Annotated in this window: 2 protein-coding genes; both read left to right on the forward strand. The window is 68.3% G+C overall.

What is annotated here, in order from left to right; genetic code table 11:
• The first annotated feature begins 19 nt into the window (after positions 1-19).
• On the forward strand, positions 20-13,111 hold the full coding sequence (locus K3A84_RS15785) for a filamentous haemagglutinin family protein (RefSeq protein WP_225010316.1): 13,092 nt from the start codon (positions 20-22) through the stop codon (positions 13,109-13,111).
• 27 nt (positions 13,112-13,138) lie between these two features.
• Positions 13,139-13,765, forward strand: a complete 627-nt coding sequence (locus K3A84_RS15790; protein WP_225010317.1) for an OmpH family outer membrane protein — start codon at positions 13,139-13,141, stop codon at positions 13,763-13,765.
• Positions 13,766-14,151 lie beyond the last annotated feature (386 nt).

The following is a 14,151-nucleotide window of genomic DNA, read 5'->3' on the forward strand; positions in this document are numbered from 1 at the left end:
GAACATCAGGGACCACGCCATGCTCGCTCGTCACGGTCAGCCCGCGCGCCGACGCCACCGGCTTCTCGCCAGCGCCAGCGCCGGGGTGCTCGGCCTGTTCGTCACCGTCGCGCCCGCCGATGCCCAGATGGCGCGTCTGCGGGGCGCGGTCGGCGTCGCGCCGGTCGTGACGGCTTCGCCTGCGACCACGGCGACCCCGCTGCGCGGCCAGCGGATGCAGGATGCGCTGGCCCAGCAGGCGGCCAACCGCGCGACGATCCAGTCGATGCGCACGATCGTGACCGAGGCGCGCACCGCCGCGCTTGCCGCGATCCGCGTGAAGCCGACCGATGGCCTGTCCACCCACGGCCTTGATCCCGCCGTGACCAAGCCGACGCTGGCGACCGAGGATGCCACCGGCCTTGCCACCTGGCAGGGCGCGGAGATGCCCACGCAGACGGTCGATGCGGGCGCCTACACCGTCACCGTCAAGCAGACGGATTCGCGCGCGCTGCTGTCGTGGAACAGCTTCAACGTCGGCGAAAAGACCACGCTGAAGTTCGACCAGACGCTGAATGGCAAGGCGCAGACCGACTGGGTCGTGCTCAACCGCGTGGTTGATCCCAACGCTTCGCCCACCACCATCCTCGGCCAGATCAAAGCCGATGGCACCGTGCTCGTGCTTAACCGTGCGGGCGTCATTTTCGGCAATGGCGCGCAGGTCAACACCCACTCGCTGCTGGCGAGCAGCCTCGAAATCGGCAACTTCGCCAAGGACGCGCCCGATGCGACCGACCCCGGCAACAGCTTCAAGGGCCTGACGCTCAAGGAGCGCAACGCCGCCTATCTCGAAAACGGCCTGCTCGGCCCGGCGTCCACCACCAACAAGTTCGCCACGATGATCACGTCGGCGCTGGCGGGGACGGGCACCTATTCGATCAGCGACCCGCTGTCGGCCTTCTCGCAAGCTGCCGAAGGCGCTGTCGTGGTCGATCGCGGCGCGAGCCTCAATGCCTCGGGCGGCGGCTTCGTCATCCTGACCGGGCCGAACGTCAGCAACGACGGCACGATCACCGCGCCCGAAGGCCAGGTCAGCCTCCAGGCGGGCCGCGCGATCAGCTACACGATCTCGACCGGCGATGCGAACAGCGTCGATCCCGGCATTCGCGGACTGCTGCTGCGCACCACCGCCGAAACCGGCGGCAATGTCGTCAACTCCGGTCTGATCGAGGTCAAGCGCGGCTACATCTCGCTGGGGTCCGACCTTGCGGGCACCGTCACCAACAGCGGGTTGCTTGCCTCCACCACCAGCGTCTCGCGCAACGGCACGATCTCGCTGACGGCGGGCCATGTCGTGATCAGCGCGGGCGAGGACCCGGCGCACGCCGGCGGCATCTCGATCCTCGAAGACGACAACGGCGAGACGCTGCCGCAAGGCACGGCGGACAGCCCGCCCAACTTCAAGGCCTCGCGCGTGGACATCGGCGGCATGTATGTCGCGGCCACGCTGGTCGGCACGCAGGCCGGGCTGCTCGGCCCGGCGCAGGTCGATTTCGGCGCGAACTCGATGCTGCTGGCGCCATCGGCTACGGTGTCGATCGGCGGTCGCGCCTCGCAGACCTGGGACCCGCAATCTTTCATCGCGCAGGCCCACGCCGCGCTCGATGGCAACGTGACGGTCGCGGCAGGCGCGGTGATCGACGTCTCGGGCGTCAAGGATGTCGCCGTTTCGGCGTCGCGCAATTCGGTCAAGATCTCGCCGCTCAAGGGCAACGAACTGCGCGATACGCCCAACTATCGCGATGAAAAGACCGACGGCAGTTTCACCCTCAACGGCCAGACCGTCTATATCGACCCGCGCAAGAGCGGCGTGCGGGCAGACGGCGTGAAGTGGATCGGCTCGCCGCTGATCGAGGCGGGCTCCGCGGCCAGCCAGATCGGCGCCACTGCGGGCGAACTGATGACCAAGGGCGGCACCGTCACGTTCGCGGTCAAGATCGTCGATGGCGCGGCCGATCCCGCCACCGCGCCCAAGGTCGTGATCGAAAAGGGCGCGACGGTCGATTTCTCGGGCGGCTGGGTCCGCTACGACGCAGGCTGGGTGCGCGAAACCCGCCTGATCCGCGCCGACGGCACGATCGTGCCGATTTCCGAAGCCGATCCCAACGGTGACTACATCGGCGTGGCCGACAGCTACGACGAGACGCAGACCAAGGCGGGCACGACCACCACCTACACCAGCCGCGCGCTCAGTGGGTCGCACTTCGAAGCGGCGTATGACGAAGGCCGCGATGCGGGCGGGCTGATCGTCCGCGCCTCGACCGGCACGCTCGACGCCACGCTTCATGGCGATGCCTTTGCCGGGCAGAACCAGATCGCCACCGGCAAGGTCGGCACGGCCACGTCGGCCCTCGCGCGCGATCCGCGCAAGTTGCAGGCCACCGCCGCGCAACTGCCGTCGGGCGGCTTCCTGCGCGTCGGTTCGTTCAGCGGCTCCAGCACCGTCGGCCTTGGCGGCGATATCCTCGTCCACGCCAACGGCGCCACCGGCCTGCCGGTTGGCCAGGGCGTGTTCCTGCTCAGCGACGCGCAGCTTTCCAGCGCGGGCCTTTCGGCACTGACGCTGCAATCGAGCGGCAAGGTCAGCTTCGGCGCGGGCAGCGATCTCGTGCTCGCCAATGGCGGGGCGCTGACGGTCGATGCCGGGCGCACGATCACCTTCGACGGCAAGGTCACCGCACATGGCGGCGCGATCGCTGCGCGCACCTACGAGCTGGGCGGTATCGTCCAGCGTTCGACCGTGGCGACCACGGGCTCGGCCTTCACCACCGCCGACGACATCAAGACGCTCTACGCCGAAGGCGATGCACTGCCCGATGCCTTCGACGTCATCGTCAACGGCACGCTCGACGTGTCGGGCCTGTGGAGCAACGACCTGCTCGCGGCAGGCGGGTTGCTGACGGGCAGGGCCTTCGTCGATGGCGGCTCGATCAGCCTCGCCGTTGCGCCCAAGGTCCTCGTCGCGCTCGGCACCAGCGAGGACACCGCCACCGACGCGGTCGACCTGACCGGCGACCTGCTGATCAACCCCGGCGCGCTGCTCAACGTGTCGTCGGGCGGCTATGTCGATGCGCGGGGCACCCTGTCGCTCGATGCGAAGGGTGGCAATGTCGCGCTGCTCAACGAGACGATCTACGCCTCGATCTCGCGCACCGATCCGTTCCTCGACGCGACCAGTTCGACCGACCTGTCGATCGGCGGCGAAAACCAGTCGGTCACGTTCACGCCCTATGACAACAACGACGTCGGCAAGACCGTCCGCTACGCGCTGACCCCGTCGGTCCAGCGCTCGGTGGTCCGCTTCGATGCGTCGAACCTCAAGGGCTTCAGCTTCGGCGGGGGCGGCACCTTCACGCTCGTCGCGCCCGAAATCACGCTGGGCGGGGAAAAGACCGCCAACAGCGCGTGGCTCGGCCTCGATTTCATCCAGAAGACCGGCTTCGGCGCGCTCGACCTGACCGCGTTCAAGTCGCGCACGTTCACCAACCTGTTCGACAACGGCGTCAAGGGCATCTCGGCGTTCCTCGAAACCAGCCGCTTCGTCATCCACGACGGCGAAACGCTGAACCTTTCGCAGGCGCTGCTGCCCAGCGTACTCGATCCCGATACCGCCGCGCGGCTGGCTGCGCTCGGCACCGGGGCCGATGTCACCTCGGTCGTCTCCGCGGCGATCCCGGTCGAGGCATGGGACCAGCGCGCCGCCAGCCTGACGCTGGGCGGCCTGTCCGAACTCGAAGTGGAACACGGCGGCGCGATCACCGGCGCGGCCGGCGCTTCGCTCACCATCGCCAAGCTGCTCAATGCGGGCACGATCCGCCTGATGGGCGGCTCGATCACCCAGCGCAGCGTGCTGCCCGAAGTACTCTATTCCAGCGCCATCGGCGTAACCGGCGAAGACCTCGGCGGCACCGGGCTCGATGCCGTGCTCGGCGCGCACAAGATCGTCGATGGCAACGCGCAGTATTCGGCCAAGGCGCGTTCGGCGCTCGATCCTACGCTGACCAACACCCAGCTGTTCTCGCTCTCGGGCAAGGACAAGACCCTCTATTTCCTCGGAAAGCTCGACGCATCGACCGGCGTGCGGCTGACCGATGGCAGCGTGACCGACCTGTCGGGCGGGGTGGTCTACAACCCGCGCACGGCGGTGCTGGCCAATGGCCGCCGGCTGGTTGCGGGCACGCTCTACGCGGGCGGCAGGCTCAGCACGGCGGCGGCCTATTTCGACAGTTCGTCGAAGTTGTTCACAGATTCGCTCTACGGCGCTGGGCGCACGCAAGTGCTCAAGGGCGGCAACGCCCTCGACTATGCCGCCGCCACGCCGGGGCTGGCCTTCCAGGCCGATGCCGGATCGCTGCTCGATCTCAGCGGCGTCAGCGCGGATCTCGACGTCCAGACGGACGCGGCGACGTATGAACTGACGCAGCAGTGGACCAATGGCGGCACGCTGTCGGTGCTGGCGGGCGGGTCGATGGCCGGGGCGACGATCCGCACCAAGGGTGGCGCCGCCGCCGCCGAGGGCGGGGTGCTCGAATGGCTCACCCCCACGCTGACGCAGAGCTATCTCGAAGGCGAAACGACCCGCAACCTGATCGCCGCCGACCAGATCATGCAGTCGGGCTTCTCGACGCTGGTGGCGCGCCGCACGCTGGGCCTGAACGGGGATGTCTCGCTCAAGCTGGGCAAGGCGCTGATCCTGTCGTCCGCCGATTCCGCCAGCGCCGCCGCGCAGGAACGCGATTACCAGACCGGCGTGTCGCTCGTTTCGAACGGCGATGCGCGCATCGAAGCGCCCTATATCCGCCTGTCGAGCCGCGCCCAGACCGCGCCGGGCTCGCTGGTCAGCACCGCGCAGTCGGGCTCGATCACCTTTGCAGCCGACAACATCGACCTCGTCGGCGCGGTGCGCATCGCCGTGCCCGGCACCACGGGCGAGGCGACCACGCCTGCCGGTTCTGTCCGGTTCGAAGCGGCGCGCGACATCCGCCTGACCGGCGTTTCGCCCGCGATCGCGAACGTCACGCGCCAGATCGGCCTGACCGGCGGTATCTATTCGACCGGCGACCTCTCGTTCACCGCGCGCCAGGTCTATGCCACCACCGGCGCCGGCAACCTGCAGCAGCTGATCGAGGATCGCCGCAACGGCACCGCCGATTCCGCGGCCTTGCCCTATCTCGTCGCCTCGCTGGCGCAGGGCGGCACCGTCTCGTTCGCGTCGAACGGCGCGACCGTGCCCGATGCGCCGCTTTCGGCGGGCAGCTGGGTGCGCGTGCTGGGCGCCAATATTCGCCAGGACGGCGTGCTGCGCGCCCCGCTCGGCCTGCTCGAAATCGGATCGAGCGCGGGCCAGATCATTCCCGGTTCGCTCACCTTCGCGCCCGCCACGCAGAGCGTGACCTTCGGCGCGGGCAGCGTCACCTCGGTCAGCGGGTCGGGCCTCAATGTGCCGTACGGCCAGACCACCGACCTTACCGAATACTACTTCACACCCAATTCCAGCAATTCGCTCACCACCGCGCCCAGCGGGCAGCTCGTGCTGGCGGGCGTGTCGATCGACGTGGCGGCGGGCGCGACCATCGACGGGCAGGGCGGGGGCGACATCTTCGCCTACGAATTCGTCTCGGGCACCGGCGGCTCGCGCGACGTGCTGTCGCGCTTCAACAGCGACAGCTTCTCGTCGAACGACGGCTACCAGTATGCCGACGGGCGGCAGGTCTATGCCATCCTCCCCGTTTCCAAGGCGGGCGAGGTCGCCGCCTACGATCCGCTCTATTCGGCGGACTACGGCGCGGCCGGTGGCGATCTCTACGGCCTCAACGCCGGTCGCACGGTGTGGCTCGATGCCGCGCCGGGGATCGCGGCGGGCGAATACCTACTGCTGCCCGCGCACTATGCGCTGCTGCCCGGTGCGCTGCGTCTGGTGGAGAACACGTCGGCAGCCGCACCGCTGGTCGGCGGCGCCAACACGCTGCGCGATGGCAGCGTCGTGGTGGGTGGCAACTTCGCCACCGCGGGCACGGCGTTCCGCGATTCCGCGCGCCGCTCGTTCACGGTGCAGGGTTCGGACACGTTCCTCAAGTACGCCAAGATCCAGCTCACCTCGGGCACCAAGACGTTCGATGACCTGGCCGACAAGAAGGGCCAGGTCGCGCCGCGCTCGCCGCTCGATGCTGCGCGCTTCGTGATCACGCCGGGCGCGTCCTTCACCGTCGAGGGCGATTTCAAGGTCGATGCCGCCAGCGGCGGTCGCGGCGCGCAGTTCGATATTGCGGCAGGTGCCATTGCCATCCGTGATGCCGTGTCGGGCAGCGGCACCGACGGCGTGCTCACCCTGTCGGCGACCACGCTCGCCAACCTCGATGCCAACAGCCTGCTGCTGGGCGGCGTGCGCCGCGAAAACGCCGATGGCACCACCACCATCGGCGTCGTCGCGCACGACCTGACGGTTGCCGCTGGCGTTTCATTGTCCGCGCCCGAACTGATCCTGGCCGTTGCCGGTGACGGCTCGTCGCTGACCGTGGGCCAGGGTGCCGCGCTCACCGCGACCGGGACGCTGGCCGACCAGAACGCGGGCGCGATCAGGATCGGCTACAGCGAAGGCGCGCAGCCCGTTGCGGACGCCGACAACACCGGCATCGGCGCACTGCTGCGCGTCGCCAACGGGCCGGAGCGTCTGGTCGAGCGCACCTTTGATCCCTTCCTCGATACCAGTGGCCCGCTGACCGCGACGCTCGCCATCCGTGCCGATGCTGCCCTGAAGGGCGACAGCATCGCCTTCGATTCGACCCGTTCGGTCCGCTTCGGCGCGGGCGTGGGCGTCGATGGCGGCGCGGTGAGCCTGACCAGTTCGTCGATCTCGTTCGGCGAAGGCGGCTTGGCGCCCGACATCGCCGGCCAGCTTGCCGCCTCGGACCGCCTGACCTTGCGCTCGGGCAACCTCATCCGGCTGGGCGCGGCGCTGCCTGCCGCCTTCCACGATCTCGTCATCGACGCGCCCGGCTTCGTGGCCGACGAAGGCGACGCCACGATCAAGGCGGGTTCGGTCACGCTCGGCAACAGCGGCAAGGCGCTCGGCGGCTGTTCGACGCTCGTCAGCAGCAGTTGCGGGCTCGACGCCAAACTGGTGATCGACGCCGATCGCATCGCGTTCAATTCGGGCACCGTGCGCCTGATCGGCTACGAAGGCGGCGTCACGCTGTCCGCCGCCAAGGGCGTCTATGTCCAGGGCCAGGGCGCGTTCGCGATCGACGATGCGGCCAAGCCGACGGGCGTCGCGCTGACGATCGACGCGCCGTTCATCGCCGACCACGCGCTCGGCAATACGGCGGACGTGAAGAGCGGCGGCGCCGACTACGCCTTCCTCACCACCGGCAAGGTCACCGTCGATGGCACCGGCCTTACGGCCGCGCCCGATGCGAAGGCGGTTTCGGCAGGCTCGATCATTGCCTTCGGCAGCCAGGACAGCGCGGTTGCCGCGCTCTCCATCGTCAACGCCGACATCCGCGCCAGCGCGGGCGTGATCAACGCGTGGTCGCGCGGCACGATCAAGGTCTCGGGCGACAGCACGCTCGCCGCGCCGGGCTTCCAGACGCGCATCGGCACCGCCGATGACGGCTTGATCGCCACCGCCGGTTCTGGCTCGATCTTCCTCCAGTCGCTGTCCGGTTCGATCCGGCTGGGCGAAGGCACGTCGCTCGTCACCGACAACGGCCTCGGCAATGCGGGCCAACTCGCGCTGATCGCCTCGCACGGGGATGTGGTGCTGGGTGCCGCGCTCAACAGCGGCATCGCGGCGACCAGGCAGCGCACCGGCTCGCTCACCATCGACGCCGGGCGCATCCTCGATGGCAAGGGCGATGCCTTTGCGCTCGACAGCTTCGTCACCGCCTATGGCAACCGCTTCCAGGGCGACCTGCGCCTGCACACCGGCTCGGGCGATCTTGGGCTCGCCGCCGGGCAGACCCTGCGCGCCGCCAGCGTCCGCCTGACCACCGATACGGGCCGCATCGATATCCTCGGCACGATCGACACTTCAGGCATCGATGTCTCGAAGATGGCGATGACCGACGCCGCCTACAGCACCGCGCGGGTCAACGGCGGCGACATTTCGCTCTATGGCGGCAATGGCGTGGCGCTGGGCGAAACCGCCCTGCTCAAGACCGGCACCAGCGGCTACAACGCGCTCGACAGCCGCCAGGCCAAGGCCGGCAATGTCACGCTGGGTGTGGTCCAGGACACTGCCGAGATCACCATCGCGCAAGGCGCGGTGATCGACGTTTCGGCGAAAAATACCGCCGACCGCCTCGTCGCGGTGACGGTCAAGGACCCCGAAACCCTCACGCAATCGACGGCCTACCGCCTCGCCTCGGGCGATCTCGGCGGTACGGTCACGTTCCGCGCCCCGCTCGTTTCGGGCAAGGTCAATGTCGATCCGGCTGGCACCATCCGCGGCGCGGCCTCGCTGTCGATCGACGCGTTCCAGCGCTTCGACCTCGATGCGATCGCCGCTTCGGGCCAGTACGCGGGCGTGACGCGCGGCAAGGATGGCGCAATCCACCTCGACGCTTCGGTGATCGGCGGCCTGCCGAATTTCCTTTCCGATAGCGACGCTTCGGGCACGATCCCCAACTTCGTTCGCAACTTCTCGGTCGCGCTGGCCAAGGGCGGTTCGCTCGAAGGCTACCGCCTGCGCCCCGAAGCCGAACTGGTCTCGGCCTCGGACATCGTGGTCGATTCCAACATCAACCTCGGCGCCGGACACATCACCGACTACGCCGCCGCGCTGGAAGCCGGGCTGATCGTCGCATCGCCGCTCGGGCCGGACAGCGCCGGGAATCCGCGCTATCAGGTCGTCGCGGGCAAGGAAGCCGAACTGTTCGCGCGCTTCGTCGACATGACCTTCCGCGTCGGCGGCGCGGTCACGGGCGAGGCGGGGGTCTTCTCGCTGCGCAGCGCGGGCAACCTGCTGGTCAAGAACAGCATCAGCGACGGCTTCTTCGCCTTCCACGACCGCACCGACGCCGACTACCTCAGCTACCAGCTGGGCGGCGCCAACCGCGTCTATCACCCCGGCGTGCTGGTCGATTGCGCCGCTGGCAGCACCTGCGACTATGGCCTGCCCTCCTACAGCGAATATATCGCCAACAAGGAGCGCCCCTCGGACGACGAGATCGTCCATATCGACCTGACCACCGGCCTGCTGGGCGGGCAATCGACGCCGATCTTCATCAATTCGCCCTACAGCGCGTCGGCCAACAGCGTTGCCGCCAATGGCACGGGCAATGGCATCGGCATTGGCGAGCTGTTCCCGCTGGTTGATGGCAAGGCGGTCAATTCGTCCGACATCAATCTTGTCGCGGGCTCCAGCCTGACCTCGGCCGATCCGCTGGGCCTCGATCGCAGCGCCAAGGGCTCGGTCGTGATCGCAGGCGAAAGCAGCTACCGCGTGCGCGCGGTCGCGGGCACGACGAAGATCGGCGACACGCTCCAGCTCGGCTTCGACGATGGTTCGGGGACGTATCTGTTCGCCAATGCGGGCGGCTTCCTGACCGGCGCGTTCAACGACTACGTCGATGCCGCGACGGCAGGCGATTACTACACGCGGCTCGACTGGGGCAGTGACAGCAAGCTGTCGGACGCGGCGAAGGCTGCGGCCACGACGTTCTTCGCGGGCCATCGCTTCATCAAGGAAGATGGCCAGGTCGTCGGGGTCTATGCCTCGCTCGATGAAGTCGCGCAGTTCCTGTCGGGCGATTTCGGCGCCAGCTACGCCACGCTCAACCGCGATATCGACCGCACCACCGGCGATCCGGTGGTCTACGACCAGAACCGCGTCACCTACCGTCCGCTGGTGCGCACCGGCAACGGCAACATCGCCATCGCCGCATCGACCGACGTCGATCTGGTAGGCTCGACCAAGGTGACTTACCGCGATGCGGCGGGTGCTTCGGTCGACAGCGCGGGCGATCCATACGAAGCGCAGAGCGACACCGCGCAAGTCGGCGGTTCGGCGGTCTACACCGCTGGCACGCGCCTCGCGCAGCTCGGCTCGGTCGCCACCGGCGCGACCGGGGCCGAAGTGGTCAACTACATTCCCTCGCCGCAGGGCCTGCTCGATTTCGCCCCGACCGTCACCGGCAACGGCGGCGACGTCACGATCGAGGCCGGACGCGACGTGATCGGCCGCCGCGACGTGTGGAGCGAGGCCTACCTCGGCTCGGGCACCGACATTGCTACCGATCTGCCGGGCTACGAAGCGGGCACCTCGACCTTCAACGAAAACCACATCGGCGGCGCCAGCCAGCGCTGGCGGGTCGGGACCATCGGTCTGGACAGCAGCGTCGGCGTGGTCGCGCAACTGTTCGGTTCGGGTGTCGGCGCGCTGGCGGGGGGCGACGTGGCGATCCGTGCCGGCCGCGACATCGGCGACCTGACCGTCGCGCTCGACAATTCGCTCGTCACCGACCGCACCGCCAATGGCGCGCGCGTGATCGTCACCAGCGGCAGCGGCAACCTCGCCATGGCGGCGGGCCGCGACCTGCTCGGCGGGCAGGTCGACCTTGCATCGGGCACGGGCACGATCACGGCCGGTCGTGCCGTTGCATCGGCGGGCGATACGCTGACCACCGGCTCCTACGACGATGACAGCAACACACCCGATACGCGCAACCTGCTGCGCCTGCGCGTGTCCGACGCCACGATCGCGCTTTCCGCGCGCGGCGCGGTCGATATCGGCGGCATCGGCGCGCTTGGCGCCGACCACGTCGGGCTCGACATCAGCAGCGTGCTCAACAGCGCCGGTTTCTTCAGCCCGGCGGCGGGCGTGTCGATCGACACCATCGGCAAGCTGACGCTGGCGAACAACCGCAAGGAGCTGAAGGTGCCGTTCGTCGACGTCTCCACGTCGCTTTCGGAATCCTCGTACCTGTTCGGCTATGTCCTGCCGCCCTCGCTGGCACTGACCTCGCTGTCCTCGGACCTCGTGCTGGGCAACGGTACGCCGGGCATCCTCTATCCCAGCCGCTTCGGCCAGCTCTCGCTCGTCGCAGGGGGCGACATGTCCTCGTTCGCGCTGGCGATGAGCGATGCCAACCCTTCGGATCTGCCGGGGGCGTTCACGGTCGCCAGCTTCACCGGCGGCGCGCGTTCGCTGTTCCGCACCAGCGGCCTCGGCTTCACTTTCGGCGGAGTCTATGGCGGGATCGAGGATCCCATGCTGCGGCTCTACCACGATCGCACGATCACCCATGCCGACGACGCCCGCGTGGCCGAAATCTACGCCGGCGGCTCGATCAGCAACGTCCAGCTTTCGCTGGCCAAGGCGGCGCGGATCAATGCGGGCGGCGATATCGTCAACTTCACCTTCGAAGGGCAGAACCTGCGCGCATCGGACGTGACGAGCATCGTCGCGGGCCGTGACATCACCGCCACCACCAGCGTGCCGCCGCTCACCTCTGCGATCGCAGGCAGGCCCTATGTCGGCATGACCAACATCGTGCTGGGTGGCCCTGGCACGCTCGTCGTCCAGGCGGGTCGCGATCTCGGGCCGTTCCTCAACTCGGCCACGGTCGGCGGCGTCAGCTACGCGGGCGGCATCCGCACCATCGGCAACGAGGCCAATCCCTGGCTCGCCGCGCAAGGGGCAGACATCACCGCGCTGTTCGGCGTGGCGCACGGGGCCAACTACACGGCGCTCGCCACGACCTATCTCGATCCGGCCAACATGGCGCTGCTCGACGGCGATCTGTTCGTGCAGAACGTCGACAGCGCGGGCAACAAGACGCCCGACCGCACCAAGCCGATCTATGCGGCCAAGCTGGCGCTGTGGCTCAAGGCCAATGCGCCCGATCTCTACGCCAGCGTGTTCGGCGATCTGTCGTCGGGCGCGACCGACGCGCAAATTTCCGAAGCCGCCTACGGCCGCACGACGGCGCTGTACCAGGCGTTCAGCGCAGGCCTGTCGCAGGACCGCCAGCGCCAGTTCCTGATCCGCGAGGTCTATTTCGGCGAGATCGCCGCGCCGGCCGATCCCAACGGCGCATCGTACAAGCAATACGTGCGCGGCTACCGCGCGATCCAGACGCTGTTCCCGGCCGAGGCGGGCTATACCGACAACCTCGCCACGTTCGAAACCGACGCGGCGACCGTCAGCACCGACCATCCGCTGGGCGAGGCGACCAAGAAGCTTGTCGATGGCGAGCCGGTCGTCGCGACCCGCGTGCTGACCGGCAATGTCGACTTGCGCCTTGCGACGATCCAGACCGCACGTGGCGGTTCGATCGACATCCTCGGGCCGGGCGGCGACTTCATCGCGGGCTCGGTGGTACGCACGTCGCAGCAGGCGGCGCGCAAGTCGACGCCGTACAGCGCGGCAGGCCTGTTCAACATCCGCAACGGCCTTGCCAGCAGCGTGATCCCGACCGGCATCGATGCGATCCCGATCGGCTATGAAGGCGTTCTGTCGCTGCGCGGCGGGGCGATCCGCAGCTTCACCGATGGCGACTTCCGTCTGAACCAGAGCCGCCTGTTCAGCCTTTCGGGTGGCGATATCACGATGTGGTCGTCGAACGGCGACCTCAACGCGGGGCAGGGACCGAAGACCGCCGCCAACTTCCCGCCGGTGGTGCTGAAGTTCTATCCCAACGGCTTTGCCGAAGTGGACTCGGCAGGCTCGGTCGCAGGCGCGGGCATCGCCGCGTTCCGTCCGACGCTCGACATTCCCAGCTCGCGCATCACGCTGCTGGCGCCGGTGGGCAAGGTCGACGCGGGCGATGCGGGCGTGCGCGCTTCGGGCGACGTGTTCGTGGCCGCCGCGCGCGTCGCCAATGCCGACAACTTCAAGGTCGGCGGTGTCGCGGTGGGCGTGCCCACCACGGCGGTCGTGGCCGCGCCTGCGGTCCCGGCCAGCGCTACCGCTGCCGCTACCGCGCAGGCCGCGCAGGCGGGCGCACAGCAGAAGGCCGATGCGGCCGATCGCCAGTCGATCATCCGCGTCGACGTGCTCGGCTACGTCGGCGGTTCCGACGAACCGTGCCCCAGCGGCAAGCGCGATGCCGATGGCAAATGCGCGAACTGAAGCAGGCTCAAAGGCAGGACCAATCCCATGATCACGTCATCCTTCCGGATCGTCACGCTGGTGGCGGCAACCCTTTCGCTCGGCGGCGCGGCGCTGGCACAGGCGCCGGCAACGGCTCCGGCGCCTGCTGCTGAGGCACAGGGCCTTGGCGGGCCGCTGGTGCCCGGCGTGTGCCTGCTGGCGCGCGAAGCGGTGATCGCCAACAGCAAGGTCGGCATCGCCGCCGCCGCGCGGCTCAAGCAGATCGCGGCAGAGGCGCAGGCCGAGATCGATGCCGAGCGCAAGCCGCTGGAAGCCCAGATGACCGTGCTGCGCGCGCAGGCGCCGACGCTCACACCCGACCAGCGCCGCGCGCAGGAAAAGGCGCTGGCTGACAAGTTCGCGCCGATCCAGGCCAAGGCCGACCTGCGCAGCCGCGAAATCGAGCGCACCCGCGCCAAGGCGATCGAGGCCATTTCTGCCCAGGCCCAGCCCGTGATCGCCGCGGTCTACAAGGAGAAGGGCTGCGGCCTGCTGTTCGATCGCGCCAGCGTGCTCGGCGGCAACTATGGCAACGACCTGACCGCCGGGGTGGTCAAGGGGCTCGACGCGAAGATCACCACGCTCGACATCCGGCGCGAAACGCTGCCGCCCGCGCCGGCACCGGCGCGCTGAGCGGCGCACGACAGGTTAAACGGGGGGAGGCGGCGCCGCAGGGTGCCGCCTTTTCCGTGGCTGCCCCGCACATTCGATGGCGGTTTCCGCGAACAAAATCGGCAATGCGGGAAAATGCTTATTCCGTGCGTAACGCGAAATGGCCGCCAACCTGGATGAAGCCCAACGATTTCAGCGCCAAAATCCTTCGCGGCGGGTCGGGTTTACGAAACAATCCTCACAAAACTGTCACCGCCAAAAAATAGAGGGAGGCGCGGGGACGAATCAGGCTTCGCCGACCACTTGACCGGGACTCGCCCGGTTAGGTGCAGGCACCTGAAATATCTCCGTAATATTCCCGCTCGCCGGGTTCGAAGAACGGATCAATTCGACGTCAAGTGCTCGTC

It is taken from the genome of Novosphingobium percolationis (assembly GCF_020179425.1).
Lineage (GTDB): Bacteria > Pseudomonadota > Alphaproteobacteria > Sphingomonadales > Sphingomonadaceae > Novosphingobium > Novosphingobium percolationis.

Excerpts from the sequence above, each read along its gene's own strand:
- K3A84_RS15790 (WP_225010317.1), top strand. The coding sequence starts at position 13,139 with ATGATCACGTCATCCTTCCGGATCGTCACGCTGGTGGCGGCAACCCTT.
- K3A84_RS15785 (WP_225010316.1), top strand. The coding sequence starts at position 20 with ATGCTCGCTCGTCACGGTCAGCCCGCGCGCCGACGCCACCGGCTTCTC.